The organism is Streptomyces sp. NPDC087859 (genome assembly GCF_044742595.1).
Taxonomy (GTDB): domain Bacteria; phylum Actinomycetota; class Actinomycetes; order Streptomycetales; family Streptomycetaceae; genus Streptomyces; species Streptomyces canus_F.
In genome coordinates this window covers 706412-724680 of sequence record NZ_JBIUUU010000001.1, presented here as the reverse complement: position 1 = coordinate 724680, position 18269 = coordinate 706412, and the positions used below count along the sequence as shown (strand labels likewise).

Sequence of the window (18269 nt, the reverse complement as noted above, 5' to 3'; positions counted from 1 at the left end):
GATGTCCTTTCCTCTGCTGACAGCGACGGCGGCGCTCCCGGCGATCGGCGCGATCGCCACGGCCGCCGTACCGGCCGCGCAACGCACCGCAGCCAAGTGGCTCGCGCTGCTCGTCTCGCTGGCGACCCTCGTGCTCGCCGCGATCGTCCTGGTCCGCTTCGACCCGGACGGCGACCGCTACCAACTCACCGAATCCCACTGGTGGATCAAGGACTTCGGGGTCAAGTACGAGCTGGGCGTGGACGGCATCGGGGTGGCGCTCGTCGCGTTGACCGCGCTGCTGATCCCGTTCATCATCCTCGCGGGCTGGCACGACGCCGACCCGCTGGAGACCGGCAACACCAGGTGGCGGCCGACGCAGGGCTTCTTCGCCCTGATCCTCGCCGTCGAGGCGATGGTGATCCTCTCCTTCGAGGCCACCGACGTCTTCCTTTTCTACATCTTCTTCGAAGCCATGCTGATCCCGATGTACTTCCTCATCGGCGGCTTCGGAGACCGTGCCCACGAACACGGCGAGGAGGCGGCGTCCACGCAACGGTCGTACGCCGCCGTGAAGTTCCTCCTCTACAACCTGGTCGGCGGTCTGATCATGCTGGCCGCGGTGATCGGCCTGTACGTGGTCGCCGGGAACTTCAGCCTCCAGGAGATCGCCGAGGCGCGGGCCAACGGCTCGCTCGACATGGCGACCAACACCGAACGCTGGCTGTTCCTCGGCTTCTTCTTCGCCTTCGCGGTGAAGGCACCGCTGTGGCCGCTGCACACCTGGCTGCCCAACGCGATGGGGGAGGCCACCGCCCCGGTCGCCGTCCTCATCACGGCGGTCGTCGACAAGGTCGGCACCTTCGCGATGCTCCGCTTCTGCCTCCAGCTCTTCCCGGAGGCCAGCAAGTGGGCGACGCCCGCGATCCTCGTCCTGGCGGTGATCAGCATCATCTACGGGGCGCTGCTCGCGGTCGGCCAGCGGGACATCAAGCGGCTGGTGGCGTACGCGTCGATCTCGCACTTCGGCTTCATCATCATGGGCATCTTCGCGATGACCAGCCAGGGCCAGTCCGGCGCGACGCTGTACATGGTCAACCACGGTATTTCCACGGCCGCGTTGATGCTGGTCGCCGGGTTCCTGATCTCGCGGCGCGGGTCGCGGCTCATCGCCGACTACGGCGGGGTGCAGAAGGTCGCCCCGGTGCTCGCCGGCACCTTCCTGATCGGCGGTCTGGCGACGCTGTCGCTGCCGGGGCTCGCCCCGTTCGTGAGTGAGTTCCTGGTCCTGGTCGGCACGTTCGCGCGCTACCCGGTGATCGGGATCATCGCCACCTTCGGCATCGTCCTCGCCGCGCTCTACACCCTCGTCCTCTACCAGCGGACGATGACGGGCCCGGTGAAGCCCGCGGTCGCGACCATGCCCGACCTGCGGGTGCGGGAACTGGTGGTGGTCGCGCCGCTGGTCGTACTGCTGATCTTCCTGGGCGTCTACCCGAAGCCCGTCACCGACATCGTCAACCCGGCGGTCAAGGCGACCATGTCCGACGTCCAGAAGAAGGACCCCCAGCCCGAGGTGGAGGCGGCCAAGTGAGCGCAACAGCCGTCCACAGCCTGTGGACAACCGCGGCCGATCCGATCTCGAAGATCGATACGCCGAAGATCGAATACGGACAATTGTCACCCACGCTGATCGTCGTCGGTGCGGCGATCATCGGGGTCCTCATCGAGGCGGCGGTACCGCGCAAGCAGCGGTACTACGCCCAGGTGTTCGTCTCCGCAGTAGCGCTGATCTCGGCCTTCGCCGCGGTCGTCGCGCTCGCGCAGGGCGGATACGCCACCACCAAGGCCGGCATCGTCGCGATGGGCGCGATCGCCGTCGACGGACCGGCGCTCTTCCTCCAGGGCACGATCCTGCTGGCGGGTCTGGTCGGCCTGTTCACCTTCGCCGAACGGCGCCTGGACCCCGTGGAGCACGGAAAACAGGTCGACTCCTTCGCCGCACAGGCCGCCTCCGTACCGGGCAGCGACAGCGAGAAGGCCGCGGTGAAGGCCGGGTTCACCACCACCGAGGTGTTCCCGCTGCTGCTGTTCGCCGTCGCCGGCATGCTGATCTTCCCGGCGGCCAACGATCTGCTGACGCTGTTCATCGCGCTGGAAGTCTTCTCCCTGCCGCTGTACCTGATGTGCGCCCTGGCCCGCCGCAAGCGGCTCATGTCGCAGGAGGCCGCGGTCAAGTACTTCCTGCTCGGCGCCTTTGCCTCCGCGTTCACCCTCTTCGGCATCGCACTGCTGTACGGGTACGCGGGCTCTGTGTCGTACGCGACGATCGCCCAGGTCGTCGACGGCACGGTCACGAACGTCGACCCGGCCCTCGCGGACACCATGGGCAACGACGCGCTGCTGCTGATCGGCGCCGCGATGATCGTGATGGGCCTGCTGTTCAAGGTCGGCGCGGTCCCCTTCCACATGTGGACGCCGGACGTGTACCAGGGCGCGCCGACACCGGTGACCGGGTTCATGGCGGCGGCGACCAAGGTGGCCGCGTTCGGCGCGCTGCTGCGGATCCTCTACGTCGTCCTGCCGGGCCTGCGCTGGGACTGGCGGCCGGTGATGTGGGGCGTCGCGATCGTCACCATGCTCGGCGGTGCGATCGTCGCGATCACCCAGACCGACATCAAGCGACTGCTGGCGTACTCGTCGATCGCGCACGCGGGCTTCATCCTCGCGGGCGTCATCGCGACCACGCCCGACGGCGTCTCGTCGGTCCTCTTCTACCTGGCGGCGTACTCGTTCGTCACGATCGGCGCGTTCGCCGTGGTGACGCTGGTACGCGATGCCGGTGGTGAGGCGACGCACCTGTCCAAGTGGGCCGGTCTCGGACGCCGTTCGCCCCTCGTGGCCGCCGTGTTCGCGGTGTTCCTGCTGGCCTTCGCCGGCATTCCGCTGACCTCCGGGTTCGCCGGGAAGTTCGCCGTGTTCAAGGCGGCGGCGGAAGGCGGCGCGGCGCCGCTGGTCGTGGTCGGCGTGATCTCGTCGGCGATCGCGGCGTTCTTCTACATCCGCGTCATCGTGCTGATGTTCTTCAGCGAGCCGCGGCCCGAGGGCCCGACGGTCGCCGTTCCGTCGCCGCTGACGATGGCGGCGATCGGGATCGGCGTGGCGGTCACGCTGGTGCTCGGTGTGGCGCCGCAGTACTTCCTGGACCTGGCGAACCAGGCGGGAGTGTTCGTGCGCTGACCCGCGGCGCCCGTACCTCGGTGCCTGTACGGCGGCCCCGGTTCCCTTCGAGGGAGCCGGGGCCGCCGCGTTGCGCTCAGCCCGTCCAGTCGAGGTCGTCGAGGCTGGACACCCAGTCGGGCACGGCGGTCGTGTTCGTCGTCGTGGTCGTCGCCGCCGGTGTCGGCGCGGCGGGGCACTTCACGGCGGGGTTGAACGATTTGAAGAGCCCGTCGGGGTTGTCCTCGTAGATCCACGCGTGAAGCGTGTAGTAGCCGGGCACCTCGGTGCTGCGGAACGTCTCGCCGAACAGCGTCGGCGCGGCCTGTCCCGTGTTCTTGACCGCCCACCCCACCGCGACCAGATCGCGGTCGCTGGTGTCGGCCCCGCCTTCGTACAGCAGGACCTCCGGCTTGCCGGCATCGACGACACCGTCGGCGAGGTACTCCGCGTTGACGTACCGGTAGCCCATCCCGGGCACACACGTGTCGGTGCGGGTCCAGCCGTCCGGCGGGGCGAGCGGCTCATAGGAGGATGCGGCGGTGTTCGTGTACGTCGGGACCAGGTCCACCCAGACGAACGGGTCGGGCTCGGGCGCCGCCTGCGCGGGGGCGGCGGTCAGGGAGAGAGCGCCGGCTATCGCCATGGTGATGGCGGCCTTGAGGGGCCGAGAGGACATGATGGGGCTCCTTGAAGCGGAAGAGGCGCGCGTTCCTGTGCGGCACGCCGTCCGGAGAGGGGCGGGTCTCCCCTGACCCGCCCGAGCAGCATGTCCCGGTGGCCACCAAGGCGCTATGTGACGGAGGCCATTCGTATGAGCGCGGAGAGTCACAGGGCGAGCCTGTGGATAACTCCGGCGTTGTCGGTGCGGACCCCTATCGTGGACGCAGTGGTCGAGGGACTACGTACGGGGGACAGGGCTATGCGCGGGATGGGTGGGATCAGCGAGATGCCAAGGACGACCGAGGTGGCGGACACGGCCGAGAGTGAGGCGCTGGCCACGCTGCACCGGGTCTTCGGGTACGAGGCCTTCCGCGGCGAGCAGGGCGCGGTCATCGAGCATGTGATCGCGGGCGGCGACGCCGTGGTCCTCATGCCGACCGGCGGCGGAAAGTCACTGTGCTACCAGATCCCGTCCCTGGTCAGACCCGGGACCGGCATCGTGGTCTCGCCGCTCATCGCGCTGATGCAGGACCAGGTGGACGCGCTGCGGGCGCTCGGCGTGAACGCCGGGTTCATGAACTCCACGCAGGACTTCGACGAGCGGCGGGTGGTGGAGGCGGAGTTCCTGGCGGGCGAGCTGGACCTGCTCTATCTGGCACCGGAGCGGCTGCGGCTCGACTCCACACTGGACCTCCTCTCGCGCGGCAAGATCTCGGTCTTCGCGATCGACGAGGCGCACTGCGTGTCCCAGTGGGGCCACGACTTCCGCCCCGACTACCTGTCCCTCTCCCTGCTCGGCGAGCGCTGGCCGGACGTCCCCCGGATCGCGCTGACCGCGACGGCCACGGACGCGACCCACCAGGAGATCACCCAACGGCTGAACATGCCGACGGCCCGGCACTTCGTGGCGAGCTTCGACCGGCCCAACATCCAGTACCGGATCGTGCCCAAGGCCGACCCGAAGAAGCAGCTGCTGAGCTTCCTGCGGCAGGAGCACGACGGCGACGCGGGCATCGTGTACTGCCTCTCGCGCAACTCGGTCGACAAGACGGCGGAGTTCCTGAGCAAGAACGGCATCGAGGCCGTGCCCTACCACGCGGGGCTCGACGCGGGCACACGCGCGGCGCACCAGTCGCGGTTCCTGCGCGAGGAGGGCCTGGTCGTGTGCGCGACCATCGCCTTCGGCATGGGCATCGACAAGCCGGACGTCCGCTTCGTCGCCCACCTCGACCTGCCCAAGTCGGTCGAGGGCTACTACCAGGAGACCGGCCGCGCCGGACGCGACGGACTGCCGTCGACGGCCTGGATGGCCTACGGACTCAACGACGTCATACAACAGCGCAAGCTGATCCAGTCCGGCGAGGGCGACGAGGCGTTCCGCCGCCGGGCCGCCTCCCACCTGGACGCGATGCTGGCGCTGTGCGAGACGGCCCAGTGCCGGCGCGGGCAGCTGCTGAACTACTTCGGCCAGGAGCCGGACCCGGCGGGCTGCGGCAACTGCGACACCTGCCTCACCCCGCCGGAGACCATGGACGGCACGGTTGCCGCGCAGAAGGTGCTGTCGACGGTGGTGCGGCTGCAGCGCGAGCGCGGCCAGAAGTTCGGCGCGGTGCAGATCGTCGACATCCTGCTCGGCAAGCGCACCGCCAAGGTCATCCAGTTCGACCACGACCAGCTGTCCGTGTTCGGCATCGGCGAGGAACTCTCCGAGGGCGAATGGCGCGGTGTCGTCCGCCAGCTGCTGGCACAGGGACTGCTCGCGGTCGAGGGGGAGTACGGCACGCTGGTGCTGACCGAGGCGAGCGGCGCGGTGCTGCGGCGGGAACGCGACGTACCGCTGCGCAAGGAGCCGAAGAAGCCGGCCTCCGCGAAGACCGCCGGGTCCTCTTCCGGACGGGGCGAACGCAAGGCGAAGGCCGCGGCGGTGGAGCTGCCCGACTCGCTGATGCCGGCCTTCGAGGCGCTGCGGGCATGGCGGGGCGAGCAGGCGCGCGAGCAGGGCGTCCCGGCGTACGTCATCTTCCACGACGCCACGCTCAGAGAGATCGTGACCGTGTGGCCGACGTCGGTGGCACAGCTCGGAACGGTCGGCGGCGTCGGCGAGAAGAAGCTCGTGACATACGGCGAGGGCGTGCTGGCGGTCCTGGCCGGACTCGGCGACACCCCTGCCGCCGCGGAGGCGCCGACTCCGGAGAGCGACGCGGATCCGGGTGCCGACCACTGGCCCGAGATGGACGAGGAGCCGGAGCCCGACTGGACCTAGGCACGGGCGCGGGCGCCGACACCGGCGCCGGAACGGACAAGGGCTCCGGCGCCGGCCTGGTCACAGTGCTCGGGTCGCGTACGCCCTGACGTCCGCGTCCGAGTCCGTCGTCGCCGTGGCCAGAGCCGCGCGGGCGTCTCCGGTGCCCGTGTGGCGGGTCAGAGCCAGGACCGCCGCCTTGCGGACGTCGGCGTTCTGGTCGGCGAGGGTCTTGGCGAGAGCGGGGACGGCGACATCCGGGTCCGCCGTGGACAGTGCGGTCGCCGCTCCGGACCGGACCTGCCAGGCGGGGTCGTCGAGGGCGGTCACCGCGCGGGCGGCGAGAGGCCCGGGGCAGCCAGTGGTGCCCAGTGCGGCGTAGGCCGCGGCACGGACCAGGGCGTCGGCGTCCTCGGTGAGGTCGGCGAGAGCGGAGAGAACGGCCTCGGCCGGATGTTCCGTCGACACCGTCGCCAGGCTCCTGGCGATCGTGACCCGGACCTCGCGGGACGGCTCGCTCGGTGCCGCGTGGGCGAGTTGCTCCGCGGCGTCGACCGAGACGAGGGCGCGTACCGCCTCGATGCGGACGGCGATGTCAGGGTCCGTCAGCGAGCCGGCGAACAGCTCCGTGTCGCCCAGTCGCAGGGCGCGCAGGACGTCGAGGGCGGCCGCGCGGACGACCGGGTCGGGCTCGGCGAGGGCGGCGGCGAGGCCGTCACGGAGGGCGGGCTCGGGAGGCAGCGTCTCGACGAGCTCGCGCAGTGAGGCCGCGGCGGCGGCGCGTACCTCGGCGGCGGAGTCGCGGAGAGCCTCGGCCAGGGCGGGGCCCGTTCCCAGCGGCAGCGCCTCCGTCAGCACAGCGACGGCCTCGCGTCGCACGGCGGGCACCGGGTCGCTCAAGTACGGCCGCAGAGCGCCGAGTTCGGGCTCCTGCTCGGCGAGGGCGACGAGTTCGAGGAGGCGGGCGGAGGAAGTCTCGGGGGTGGGGTGGGTGGGGAGGGGGAGGGGCCCCCTCCCCGACACCGATAGCGACACTGGCTCCGCCCCCGAGCCCGATAGCGACTCCGCCGCCCCCACCGACTCCGCCCCACCCACCGACTCCGCCCCACCCACCGACTCCGCCCCACCCGCCCCCAGCGGCACCCCCGCCGCCATCGGTGCGCGGTCCCTGGAACCGGCCGTCGCCACGTCCTCCGGATGCACTTCGCCCAGGTGTCGGGAGGGGCCGCCGGTGGGGGTGAACTCGTCGACGGGGACCAGGTAGGGGGCCACGGGGCGGGCCGTGAACTCCATCGTGCCGGAGGGGGACTTGTGCAGGTCGAGGTGGTGGAACCAGGAGGCGTCGTCGCGTTGGGGGTGGTCGAGACGGTCGTGGTAGAGGCCCCAGCGGGACTCCGTGCGGGCCAGGGAGGCGCGCGCGGCCATCTCCGCGCAGTCGCGGATGAAGGAGACCTCGGCGCAGCGCATCAGTTCGTGCGGGGTGCGGGCGCCCATCTCCGCGATGTCGGTGTGCATCCGCTGGAAGGCCTCCAGGGCGAGCGAGAGACGGGCGCCGGACTTCGGCGGGGCGACGTAGTCGTTCACGAAGCGGCGCAGCTTGTACTCGACCTGGGGCTGCGGAGGGCCGTCCGGGTTGCGCAGCGGGCGGTAGATCAGTTCGTGGGCCTCGCGGAGTTGGTGAAGGGGCAACTCGCCCTGGTAGGGCCGGTACTGGGCGGCGTCCGCGCCCGCCAGGTCGCCGAAGACGAAGGCGCCGATCATGTAGTTGTGGGGGACGCAGGCGAGGTCGCCGGCGGCGTACAGGCGGGGGACGGTCGTACGGGCGTGGTCGTCCACCCGTACTCCCGAGGCCGAATGACCGCCGCACAGGCCGATCTCGGAGATGTGCATCTCGATGTCGTGGGTGCGGTAGTCGTGGCCGCGGCCGGAGTGGAAGGTGCCGCGGGAGGGGCGTTCCGTGGAGTGCAGGATCGACTCCAGGGCCGATATCGACTCCTCCGGCAGATGGCTCAGCTTCAGGTACACCGGGCCTCGGTCCGAGGCGACCTCCGCCGCGAACTCCGCCATCATCTGGCCCGACCAGTAGTCGGAGTCGACGAAGCGTTCGCCGTGCCGGTTGACCTGGTAGCCGCCGAAGGGGTTGGCGACGTAGGCGCAGGCGGGGCCGTTGTAGTCCTTGATCAGCGGGTTGATCTGGAAGCACTCGATGCCGGTGAGCTCGGCGCCCGCGTGGTAGGCCATGGCGTAGCCGTCGCCCGCGTTCGTCGGGTTCTCGTAGGTGCCGTACAGGTAGCCGGACGCCGGAAGGCCCAGGCGGCCGCAGGGGCCGGTGGCGAGGACGACGGCGCCCGCGCGGACCGTCACGAAGGCGCCGGTGCGGGTGTTGAAGCCGACCGCGCCCACGGCCCGCCCGTCCTCGGGAGCCGTGAGCACCCGGACCGGCATCACCCGGTTCTCGATGCGGATCCGCTCCCGCATCTCGCGACGGCGCAGCTGCCGGTACAGGACCTTCTTGACGTCCTTGCCCTCCGGCATGGGCAGTACGTAGGAGCCGGAGCGGTGGACCTGGCGGACCGCGTACTCGCCGTGCTCGTCCTTCTCGAACTTCACACCGTAGGACTCCAGTCGCTGCACCATGGCGAAGCCGCGGGTGGCGGTCTGGCGGACGGTGGACTGGTCGACGATGCCGTCGTTGGCGCGGGTGATCTCGGCGACGTAGTCGTCGGGCTCGGCGCGGCCCGGGACGACCGCGTTGTTGACGCCGTCCATGCCCATGGCGAGGGCGCCGGAGTGCCGGACGTGGGCCTTCTCCAGGAGGATCACGTCGGCGCCGTGCTCGGCGGCGGTCAGGGCGGCCATGGTGCCGGCGGTGCCGCCGCCGATGACGAGGACGTCGCAGCTCAGCTCCTCGGCGTCGGTGAGTGCGGGGATCTCCAGGGGGGTGTTCACGGAGGCGGTCACCAGGGGGCCTAATCAGTTCGGGGAGTCGGCCGTGCGGCAGACTCCGGGTGGTAGCCGACGGTGGGTGAGCACTCATTGGGCTTGGACTTTCGAGTCCTGCTGAAAGACCGTGCCCCTGCCGTTCGGCCCGGAGAGTTGATCGCTACTGGGATGTCGTGCCTGCCGCACCTCGGCGTGAGCACTGCTTGATTAGGTCGCTGATAGTTCTCCGGCAGGCTGCTGCAGTTGATCGGTACCGGAGTGCGGGAGGACCATTGCGACTGTTCGTCGGGGATGACTGGGCCGAAGACCACCACGACATCGAGCTGATGGACTCGGCCGGGCGGCGGCTGGCCAAGGCGCGGTTGCCCGAAGGAGTGGCCGGGATGACCCGGCTGCACGCGTTGGTGGGTGAAGCGGTGGGAGAGGGCGCCGATACGGCCGAGGTCGTTGTCGGGATCGAAACCGACCGTGGTCCGTGGGTACGTGCCCTGGTCACGGCCGGGTATACGGTGCTGACCGTCAACCCGCTGCAGGCCGCCCGGTTCCGTGACCGGCTTGCGGTGTCGGGGGCCAAGAGCGATCCGGGCGATGCGCATGTGCTGGCCGACATGGTCCGTACCCACAGCCACGAGCTGCGGTCCGTTGCCGGGGACAGCGCCCAGGCCGAAGCGGTCAAGGTGGTCACCCGCACCCACAAGACGCTGATCTGGGAGCGCACCCGGCACACTCAACGACTGCGGCACGCATTGCGCGACTACTTCCCCGCAGCACTGGCCGCCTTCGAGGACCTGGACGCCGCCGACGCCCTGGAATTGCTCGGCAAGGCGCCTACTCCCGCCCAGGCTGCGAAGCTCACGACGGGGCAGATCAGTGCCGCGCTCAAGCGCGCCCACCGAAAGAGCGTGACCGCCAAGGCGAAGGCCATCCAGGGGGCGCTGCGTGAGCAACACCTCGGCCAGCCCGAGGAAGTAGCCGCCGCCTACGCCGCGTCCATCACCGCGCTCATAGCGGTCCTGGCCACGCTGAATACCCAGATCAAGACCCTGCAAGGGCAGGTCGAGGCGCATTTTGGCCGACACCCGGCCGCTGAGATCCTCCTGTCCCAGCCCGGAATGGGAGTCGTCCTCGGTGCCCGGGTGCTCGCAGAATTCGGCGACGACCCCGACCGCTACGCCAGCGCCAAGGCCCGCAAGAACTACGCCGGCACCTCCCCGATCACCCGCGCCTCCGGCAAGAAGAAGGTCGCCCTGGCTCGCTACGTCCATAACGACCGGCTCATCGATGCCCTGCTTACTCAGGCATTCGGCACCTTGCGCTACTCGCCCAACGCCTACGCCTACTACCAGCGCCAACGCGCCCGCGGAGCCGGCCACAACGCCGCCTTGCGCCAACTTGCCAACCGCCTCGTCGGCATCCTCCACGGGTGCCTCAAAACCGGCACCCTCTACGACGAGGCAACCGCCTGGTCGCATCACGCGGAACTGGCTACGAGTTGACATCTACGCTCCTGGGATGTCTTTCAGGTACCGAGCGAGGTGAGGACTTCGCGCCGCAGGGCCAGGCGCGCGGGATCTTCGTGGGCCGTACGGTCACGCGGGTGGGGTATGTCGCGTACGGCGGTGAGGCGGCCGGCGCCGAGGAGGGCCACGCGGTCGCCGAGGAACAGGGCCTCGTCCACGTCGTGGGTGACGAAGACGACGGTCGCGCCCGTGCCCCGCAGCACCTCCACGAGCAGGTCCTGCATGCCGGCGCGGGTCTGGGCGTCGAGTGCGCCGAAGGGTTCGTCCATCAGGACGGCGCGGGGCGCTCCCGCGAGGGCCCGGGCCAGCTGGGCGCGTTGGCGTTGCCCGCCGGAGACCCGGTGCGGCAGGTGCCGGGCCCGGTCGGCGAGCCCTACGCGGTCCAGCCAGGACTCGGCCTGCGCCCGGCGTTCGGTGCGGGGCACCCCCTTGATGGCGAGGGGGAGTTCCACGTTGGCCCGCAGGGTGCGCCAGGGCAGGAGGGCGTCCTCCTGGAAGACCAGGGCGCGGTCCGCGGCCGGGGCGGTGATCGGGTGGCCGTCCTGCTCCACGGTTCCGTCGAGCGGGGGCAGCAGCCCGGCGAGGGTGCGCAGCAGTGTCGACTTGCCGCAGCCGGAGGAGCCGACGACGGTCAGGATCTCGCCGGGCGCGATGTCCAGGTCGACACCGGACACGGCGGGGGCGCCGGGGCGCCCGAGACCGGCGCCGGTGAGGGTGAGGCGGGTGCCGCGGACGGGGGCGGCGGCCGGATCCTCGCCACCGGAGGCGGGCCGCTCCGGGGCGGCACCCGGCCCGGAGCCGGACGCCTGCGCGGCGGTGCCGGTGACGCCGGTCGTCCCTGAACTCTTCGAGGTCTTGCCGGTCGGCCCGGACGCCTTCGAGGTCGCGCCGGTTGCCCCGGATGCCACCGAAGCCGCGTCCTCCGTGGTGCTCGCAGCGGACGCCTCCCAGGCCGCGCCCGCCGCGGCCGACCCCCCACCGATCGTCTCGGCCGACCCTGACACCCCGGTCGCGCCGTCCGCCGTGCCGGTCGTCTCAGACGAGGTGCTCATCGCGTGCCTCCTCGGTCCTGGAGTCGGACCCCTTGTCCTTGGGCCTGTCGTGCACGGCCTGCTCGTCCGCGGCCCTTTCGTCCGCGGCTCCGGTGGCCACGGATGCCTTGGCCACCGGAGCCGGCGGCGCCGTTCCCGCGGACCGCGCGGCCCTCGGTCGAGGGCCGGCCCCCACGTCGTACGACGTCCGTGGCAGCCACCGCGTGAGTCGGCGGCCCAGTGCTTCGACCGCCGTGGAGGTGAGCCAGCCGAGGATGCCGATCGTGACCATGCCGACGAAGACGCCGGGGTAGTCGACGACCGTGTAGTCCTGCCAGGTGCGGTAGCCGACGCCGTACTGGCCGGAGATCATCTCGGCGGAGATCACGCAGATCCATGAGACGCCGATGCCGACCGAGAGACCGCCGAAGATGCCGGGCAGCGCGCCCGGCAGGACGACCGAGGCGAGGATCCGCGACCGTCCGCCGCCCATCGTCAGCACCGCCTCCTCCCAGGCGGGGGTGAGTGCCCGGACCGCGTGCCGGGTGGAGACGAGGACCGGGAAGTACGCGGCGGTGAAGGTGATGAAGACGATGCCCTGTTCGTTGGAGGGGAACAGGAGGATCGCGACGGGGACCAGGGCGATCGCCGGGATGGGGCGGATCACCTCGAGGACCGGTCCGAGCAGGTCCTCGGCGAGGCGGGAGCGTGCCACGAGCACGCCCGTGGCCACCCCGAGCACCGCGGCGAGCAGGAAGCCGGTCAGGATGCGGGTGAGGCTGTCGGTGAGGTCGGTCCAGTAGTCGGGGCCGGACAGCCGGTCGGCGAAGGTGCGGGCGACGTCGGTGACGGTGGGGAACTGCGAGAAGCGCAGCCACAGGTCGATGTCCAGGCTGGTCAGCAGCTGCCACACGCCGAGGGCGACCGCGAGTGAGCCGGCCCGCAGGGCGAGGCGGCCGGCCCGGCGTGGATACCGGGGCGCCCGCCGCGCGTACCGGCTCACGACGCCTGCTCCAGCGCGGCGGCGTACGGGACGACGCGGGCGCCGTCGTGTCCGCCGACGTACGCCTGCGCGGTGGCCGGGGTGACGAAGGGCAGCAGGTCCTTGCCGTCGGACACCCAGAGCGCCTTGTCGGCGAACCACAGGGTGCCGGTGGTGGCGTCGGGGACGTACGCGGCGCGGATGCCGGACTTGTGCTCCGCGACGTAGGCCAGCAGTTCGGCCGGGGTCTTGAAGGCGCGGGTCTTGGAGGCGCCCTTGGGCCAGACCTCGCCGGCGGATGCCGGGGGAGCGGTGGCGAGCCGCTTCGCGTAGTCCGCGCCCAGGGCCTTCTTGACGTACTGGTCGTCGACGAAGGCGTCCACGTCCACGTCGCCGGTCAGCTTGGCCGACTTCAGGACCGAGACGTCCTCCTTGAGGGCGGAGACCAGCTGGGGCTTGATCGCCGGGTCGAAGGTGGAGATGCCGTGGGCGCCGTTGTAGAGGTAGACGACCTCGGCGGGCAGGCCGGTGGCCTCGGCGACCTTCTCGGCGGCGGCCACGGGGTGCTCGTCGAGGTAGTCCGTGGCCTCGGCCTGGGCCTTGAGGAAGGCCTCCAGGACGGCCGGGCGCTCCTTGGCGAAGTCCTCGCGGGCGGTGACGCCGTGGAAGGTGGGGAGGTTCAGCTGGGCACCGTCGTAGAGGGCTTTCGCCTTGCCCTGGTAGGCGAGCAGGCCGGGCCAGGCGACGAACTGGGAGAGCGCGTCCGCGCTGCCGGCGGAGAGGGCGGAGGCGCCCACGGCGGGCTGCTGGTTGAGCTTCTCGATGCCCTTGTCGGGGTCGATGCCGGCGCGTTGCAGGGCGCGGACGAGGGTGCCGTCGGCGGCGGAGCCGATGCTGGTCGACACCTTCCTGCCCTTGAGGTCCGCGAGGGAGGCCAGCTTGGACTCCGGGGCGGTGACGATGGTGTTGAGGCCGCCGCGGAGGTTGTAGCCGGTGACCGAGACCAGGTGGGTCGGCTTGCCGAGCTGCTTGCCGCGGGCCGCGTTGATGAGGAGCGGGAAGTCGCCCATCGAGCCGATGTCGATCTTCCCGGCGGTCATCTGGGCGGTGATGGGGGCGCCGGTGGCGTAGTCCTGCCAGTCGACCTTGTACGTCTTGCCGTCGCCCAGCGAGTTGAGCTGCTTCTCGAAGGAGCCGAGGGAGCGCAGCAGGGTGCCGGCGGTGACGGTGTTGATGGTCTTGGACTGGTAGCCGACGGTGACGGTCACCGTGGAGCCGTCGCCGGCCCGGGCGCTGCCGCCGCAGGCCGTCAGGGGTGCCAGCAACAACACTGCTGATGCAGCAACTGCCTTGTTTTTCATGGGAGTTCAGGACCTCTCACCGGAGCAGATAGGGCATGTTGACCGTGACGGCTCCGGTGGGACAGCGGGCCGCGCACGGGCCGCAGTACCAGCATTCGTCGACGTGCATGTAGGCCTTGCCGCTGCTGTCGTCGATGGCGAGGGAGTCCAGCGGGCACATGTCCACGCAGAGCGTGCAGCCGTCGATGCACTTCGACTCGTCGATGGTCACGGGCACGTCGGCCCGCTGGGGCGCCAAGGGCATGGCTGTCTCCAGAGATGTCCTGAGATTTCCCGCGTGGCGGTGAACCGGGCGGGGTCTGCCGAACGATGAAGAGGTGGGAGGGGGTGGTCAGAGGGAGCGGTGCAGCAGGCCGCTCATGGTGATGCGGTCGCCGCGGAAGCGGATGAACTCCAGGTCGACCGGGCGGCCGTCGGCGAGGTGGGTGAGGCGTTCCAGCATGAGGACGGCCGCGCCGCGCGGGGCCTCCAGGACGGCGGCGGAGTGGGTGTCCGCGTTCACCGCCTCCAGGGTGATCTCGGCGTGGCCGAGACCCTGACCGGTGGTCGTCTCCAGGAGGCGGAAGACGTCGGTGTTCTCCAGGTCGGCGCCGAGCAGGGCGGTGCCGATGTCGAGCGGGATGTAGGTGAGGTCCAGAGAGAGGGGAAGGCCGTTCAGGCGGCGCAGGCGTTCGATGTAGAGGACGTCGGTGCCGGGTGTGACCTGGAGGCGTTCGGCCACCGGGGCGGGTGCGGGGGCGGGGCCCATCGTGCGGACCTCGTTGGTGACGGTGCCGTGTTCGTGGAGGGTTTCCGCGAGGCCCATCAGACGGTCCAGGCCGTGGGGGTACTTCTGTGCGACGACCACGGTGCCCACTCCGGGCAGACGGTCGACGAGACCTTCGGCGCGCAGCAGGTCCAGGGCCAGGCGGACCGTGTTGCGTGAGGCCCGGTAGTCGGTGGCCAGGGTCGACTCGTGGGGGAAGGGGTCGTCCCTGAAGCCGCCGGTGAGGATCTGGTGGCGCAGGAGGTCGGCGAGTTGCCGGGCCTGGTCCGCGCGCAGCCGGCGACGCGCGCGGTGGGCGGCGACGGTGGTCGCGCCCTGGCCGGCGTGGTCGCGGATGCGGTCGGAGGGAGGCATGCCAGGAACCATAGCGAGGAGGTAGGAAAAGGGGTGTTGCGGCAGTGTTGCGCCACCTGCCGGGGTGTCAGGCGCCCGGCTGACCTGCGTAAACGGCTTCCGTTGAGCAAGATCTGCCAGGTCAGGCCAGTGCTGTCAGCCCTGGTCCGAACGCGATCAGCAGGGGCAGCAGGGGGACTAGGGCCGCCGCGGTCGCCGTGAGCGCCCGGTGTCTGCGCAGCAGGCGCGGCCTGGGTTCCAGCAGCCGGTCGACCCGCTCGCCCAGCAGGCGGTGGCTGGAGGAGCAGGACAGGACGCCCCGGTGCTGGTTCAGCTCGATCAGGGCCAGGGCGGTGGTGAGGTGGCCGCAGCGGCGGGAGGCCGTGTCGTCGGCGGCCAGTTCGACCAGGCGGTGGGTCTCGTCGCAGAAGTGGGCGAACACGGGCACGCGGGGGAAGCCGGTGGCGAGGGCGGTCGAGAGGTGGAGCAGCCAGTCGTGGTGGGAGCGGGCGTGGTCGCGCTCATGGGTGAGGACGGCGTCCAGCTGGTGGTCGGTCAGGCGGTGCAGGGCGCCGGTCGTCACCACGAGCTGGGGCGGGTTGCCCGGCATCCACCAGGCGTCGGGGTATTCGTCCTCCAGTACCAGCAGGGGGCCGCGCGCGGCCTTCTCCAGGCCGCCGGGCAGTTCGGGGGCGCGTTCGCGCAGATGCGCCCTGGTCACGCCGCGGTGGCGGCGCGCCTCCACGAGCTCGCGGGCCAGCATCGCGGTCGTCCAGGCGGCCCCGCAGGCCAGCAGGAGGGTCAGCAGGGCGGCCCAGACGGGGGCGGCGGACAGGTCGTAGGCCGCGGTCACCGCCGGTGGCGCGGGGGCGAAGACGTGGTCGCGGACCGTGTGGAAGACGGCGGCGGCGCCGAGTACCAGGGCCGTCAGACAGCACATCAGGACGGTGGCGACCAGGCACTGCCACACCCAGAGCCCCACCACGGGTTCCCGTTCGGGCCAGGCGGCCCGGGTCAGCGCACGGGGGGCCGGCACGGCGGCGGCCAGCGCGACGGCGCTCAGCAGGAGCAGGCAGAACGTCATTCCACGGGCTCCGGATCCGGTCGGTGGAAGAGGCGGCTACGGGTGGGCCGACGCGTTCGTCCGCTGTGTCGCCCGCCGCCAGTATGACGGCGGCGGGCGGTGCACGGCAGACCTCGGGACGACCCCCGGCCCGTACTTCAACCCGCCGTCGACCGCGTCACCGCGACACCACCTGTCCCACGACCTCGCCCAGGCCCACCCGCACCCCGTCCGGCCCCGGTGCCCACGCCGACAGGGTCACCACGTCCCCGTCCTCCAGGAAGGTCCGTTTGCCGTCGGGGAGTTCGAGGGCGTCGCGGCCGTTCCAGGTCAGTTCCAGCAGGGATCCGCGTTCGTGCTCGGAGGGTCCGCTGACGGTTCCGGAGCCGTAGAGGTCGCCGGTCCGCAGCGAAGCGCCGTTCACCGTCATATGGGCCAGTTGCTGCGCGGCGGTCCAGTACATGGAGGAGAAGGGGGGCTCGGAGACCAGGTGCCCGTTGATCGACACGGAGATACGGAGGTCGTAGCCGCCCGGACCGTCCCCGGAGGCGGAGTCGTCGAGGTACGGCAGCAGTGCGTGTGTCCGCTCCGGCGGCGTCACCCGCGCCTCCTCCAGCGCGTCCAGCGGGGTGATCCACGCCGACACCGAGGTGGCGAAGGACTTGCCGAGGAACGGGCCGAGGGGGACGTACTCCCAGGCCTGGACGTCGCGTGCGGACCAGTCGTTGAGGAGGCACAGTCCGAAGACGTGCTCCCGGAAGTCGCCCAGTGCCACCGGCGAGCCCATGGCCGAGGGCACGCCGACCACGAAGCCGACCTCCGCCTCGATGTCCAGGCGGACCGAGGGGCCGAAGACGGGTTCCGTGTCCGAGGGGGCCTTGCGCTGGCCGGACGGTCGTACGACGTCCGTCCCCGACACCACGACCGTGCCCGAGCGGCCGTGGTAGCCGATCGGCAGGTGTTTCCAGTTGGGGGTCAGGGAGTCCGCGGCGTCGGGGCGGAACATCTGGCCGACGTTGCGGGCGTGGTTCTCGGAGGCGTAGAAGTCGACGTAGTCCGCGACCTCGAAGGGCAGGTGCAGGGTCACCGAGGAGAGCGGGTGCAGGAACTCCTGGACGGCCGACTGGTGCGAGGGCACCGTCACCCATGCCGTCAGGGCCCGGCGTACGTCCGACCACGTGGTGCGGCCCGCCGCGAGCAGCGGGTTCAGGGACGGCCGGGCGAGCAGGGCGGCGTACGGCGAACCCAGGGCGTGGGCCGCCGCGCCGGCGTCGAGTACGTGGTCGCCGAGCCGGACGCCGACGGTCCGGTCGGCCGGTTCTCCCACGGAAAAGACGCCGTACGGAAGGTTGTGCGGGCCGAAGGGGTCGCCCTCGGGGAGATCGAAGGGGGGCATGGGGTACTGCCTCGCTCTCAATCGCTGCGTGTGCCATGTGGTCGCGCCACACGTTACGGCCGAGTCGCTGGTCTTGGGAGGGCCTGAAGAGTCCGCGATATTCCGATAAGGGCGATTGGCGGCTTCGCGCGGTCAGGAGTCGGGCAGCTGGTCCTGCTGCCACGCCATGAACTCCTGGATCAGTTCGGGCGGGTTGGCGGCCTCGGTGGCGTGGAGCTCCCAGCCGGGGCAGTCCATGTCGAACACGACGACGGGGAGGGGACGGCCGAAGGTCTTCTCGATCACTCCGTCGGCGTGCAGATGGCGGGCGAGGTCGATGACGGCGTCGTAGAAGTGCAGACGGAGAAGGTCCGACTTGGCGTCGATCTCGCCCTCGTCCTTCTCGTCCTCCTCGTTCCCGGAGTCGAACCAGGCGCCGAGCCGCCGGACCTCCGCCTCGTGCACCCGGCCGCCGACCGGATCCTCGGGGACGTTCCCGAGTTTCTCGAAGCCCTCGAGGATCCAGCAGGCGTAGTTCCAGCGGGCCTCGCCGGGGTCTTCCGGCCGCCGCTCCCGTTCGTACTGGCTCTCCGTGTTGTAGCCGATGTCGACGTAGGGATGACGGTCGTCGTAGTCGACGCGCCAGATGTTGAAGGCCAGGGTGTAGATCTCGGCCTTCAGCTCCTCGGGTATGCGCTCCAGCACGCCGACCGCGGCCGTCCGCAGATGGTTCAGAAAGGTCTCCGGTTGATCCGTCACCCCGCGAGCATCCCACCCACGCCGGTACGGCCG

14 protein-coding genes are annotated in these 18269 nt (G+C 70.8%); 4 read left to right on the top strand and 10 right to left on the bottom strand.

Annotation, left to right across the window (positions count from 1 at the left end):
• Position 1: 1 nt before the first annotated feature.
• Positions 2-1573, top strand: coding sequence for an NADH-quinone oxidoreductase subunit M (locus ACIOHP_RS03405; protein WP_401882894.1), 1572 nt, complete (start codon positions 2-4; stop codon positions 1571-1573).
• The gene (gene nuoN / locus ACIOHP_RS03400; protein ID WP_361546821.1) at positions 1570-3219 is read left to right on the top strand and encodes an NADH-quinone oxidoreductase subunit NuoN; all 1650 of its coding nucleotides are present in this window, start codon (positions 1570-1572) and stop codon (positions 3217-3219) included. Before ACIOHP_RS03405 ends, nuoN begins: the two co-directional genes overlap by 4 nt.
• Positions 3220-3295: 76 nt before the next feature.
• On the opposite strand, the gene ACIOHP_RS03395 is transcribed toward nuoN, so the two are convergent.
• The gene (locus ACIOHP_RS03395) at positions 3296-3877 is read right to left on the bottom strand and encodes a hypothetical protein (protein ID WP_401882891.1); all 582 of its coding nucleotides are present in this window, start codon (positions 3875-3877) and stop codon (positions 3296-3298) included.
• Positions 3878-4120: 243 nt separating this feature from the next.
• Here ACIOHP_RS03395 and recQ point away from each other — a divergent pair, with 243 nt between their 5' ends.
• On the top strand, positions 4121-6124 hold the full coding sequence (recQ, locus tag ACIOHP_RS03390) for a DNA helicase RecQ (RefSeq protein WP_401882889.1): 2004 nt from the start codon (positions 4121-4123) through the stop codon (positions 6122-6124).
• A 60-nt stretch (positions 6125-6184) separates the two neighbouring features.
• Here the strand turns inward: recQ and ACIOHP_RS03385 are convergent, their stop codons facing one another.
• Entirely contained in the window at positions 6185-9064 is a 2880-nt protein-coding gene (locus tag ACIOHP_RS03385; protein WP_401882887.1) for a fumarate reductase/succinate dehydrogenase flavoprotein subunit, read from the bottom strand.
• Between the two features lie 260 nt (positions 9065-9324).
• Here ACIOHP_RS03385 and ACIOHP_RS03380 point away from each other — a divergent pair, with 260 nt between their 5' ends.
• Positions 9325-10542: an IS110 family transposase gene (locus ACIOHP_RS03380; RefSeq protein ID WP_401883136.1), complete on the top strand. Its 1218-nt coding sequence runs from the start codon at positions 9325-9327 to the stop codon at positions 10540-10542.
• 23 nt (positions 10543-10565) lie between these two features.
• Here the strand turns inward: ACIOHP_RS03380 and ACIOHP_RS03375 are convergent, their stop codons facing one another.
• The 8 genes from ACIOHP_RS03375 to ACIOHP_RS03340 form a co-directional block, all read right to left on the bottom strand.
• A complete protein-coding gene (locus tag ACIOHP_RS03375; RefSeq protein ID WP_401883133.1) occupies positions 10566-11240 on the bottom strand; it encodes an ABC transporter ATP-binding protein in 675 nt (224 codons plus the stop codon).
• 361 nt (positions 11241-11601) lie between these two features.
• Positions 11602-12600 carry an ABC transporter permease gene (locus ACIOHP_RS03370; protein WP_401882885.1) on the bottom strand — a complete coding sequence of 333 codons (999 nt, stop codon included), beginning with the start codon at positions 12598-12600 and terminating at the stop codon, positions 11602-11604.
• Positions 12597-13940: an ABC transporter substrate-binding protein gene (locus tag ACIOHP_RS03365; protein ID WP_401882883.1), complete on the bottom strand. Its 1344-nt coding sequence runs from the start codon at positions 13938-13940 to the stop codon at positions 12597-12599. The genes ACIOHP_RS03370 and ACIOHP_RS03365 overlap by 4 nt, the downstream gene beginning before the upstream one ends.
• Positions 13941-13956: 16 nt before the next feature.
• Positions 13957-14184 (bottom strand): ferredoxin family protein, encoded by a 228-nt coding sequence (locus tag ACIOHP_RS03360; protein ID WP_016437651.1) that lies wholly within the window; start codon positions 14182-14184, stop codon positions 13957-13959.
• A gap of 87 nt (positions 14185-14271) precedes the next feature.
• Positions 14272-15060, bottom strand: coding sequence for a GntR family transcriptional regulator (locus tag ACIOHP_RS03355; RefSeq protein ID WP_401882880.1), 789 nt, complete (start codon positions 15058-15060; stop codon positions 14272-14274).
• A 121-nt stretch (positions 15061-15181) separates the two neighbouring features.
• On the bottom strand, positions 15182-16123 hold the full coding sequence (locus ACIOHP_RS03350; protein ID WP_361546800.1) for a M56 family metallopeptidase: 942 nt from the start codon (positions 16121-16123) through the stop codon (positions 15182-15184).
• A 157-nt stretch (positions 16124-16280) separates the two neighbouring features.
• Entirely contained in the window at positions 16281-17498 is a 1218-nt protein-coding gene (gene fahA, locus ACIOHP_RS03345) for a fumarylacetoacetase (RefSeq protein WP_401882877.1), read from the bottom strand.
• A 132-nt stretch (positions 17499-17630) separates the two neighbouring features.
• A complete protein-coding gene (locus ACIOHP_RS03340) occupies positions 17631-18236 on the bottom strand; it encodes a hypothetical protein (protein ID WP_401882874.1) in 606 nt (201 codons plus the stop codon).
• Between the last annotated feature and the right edge of the window lie 33 nt (positions 18237-18269).

What these genes read in the sequence shown, in the direction of transcription:
- ACIOHP_RS03405 (WP_401882894.1), top strand. Translation starts at nt 2, where the DNA reads ATGTCCTTTCCTCTGCTGACAGCGACGGCGGCGCTCCCGGCGATCGGC.
- ACIOHP_RS03395 (WP_401882891.1), bottom strand. Translation starts at nt 3,877, where the DNA reads ATGTCCTCTCGGCCCCTCAAGGCCGCCATCACCATGGCGATAGCCGGC.
- recQ (WP_401882889.1), top strand. Translation starts at nt 4,121, where the DNA reads ATGCGCGGGATGGGTGGGATCAGCGAGATGCCAAGGACGACCGAGGTG.
- ACIOHP_RS03365 (WP_401882883.1), bottom strand. Translation starts at nt 13,940, where the DNA reads ATGAAAAACAAGGCAGTTGCTGCATCAGCAGTGTTGTTGCTGGCACCC.
- ACIOHP_RS03360 (WP_016437651.1), bottom strand. Translation starts at nt 14,184, where the DNA reads ATGCCCTTGGCGCCCCAGCGGGCCGACGTGCCCGTGACCATCGACGAG.
- ACIOHP_RS03355 (WP_401882880.1), bottom strand. Translation starts at nt 15,060, where the DNA reads ATGCCTCCCTCCGACCGCATCCGCGACCACGCCGGCCAGGGCGCGACC.
- ACIOHP_RS03350 (WP_361546800.1), bottom strand. Translation starts at nt 16,123, where the DNA reads ATGACGTTCTGCCTGCTCCTGCTGAGCGCCGTCGCGCTGGCCGCCGCC.
- fahA (WP_401882877.1), bottom strand. Translation starts at nt 17,498, where the DNA reads ATGCCCCCCTTCGATCTCCCCGAGGGCGACCCCTTCGGCCCGCACAAC.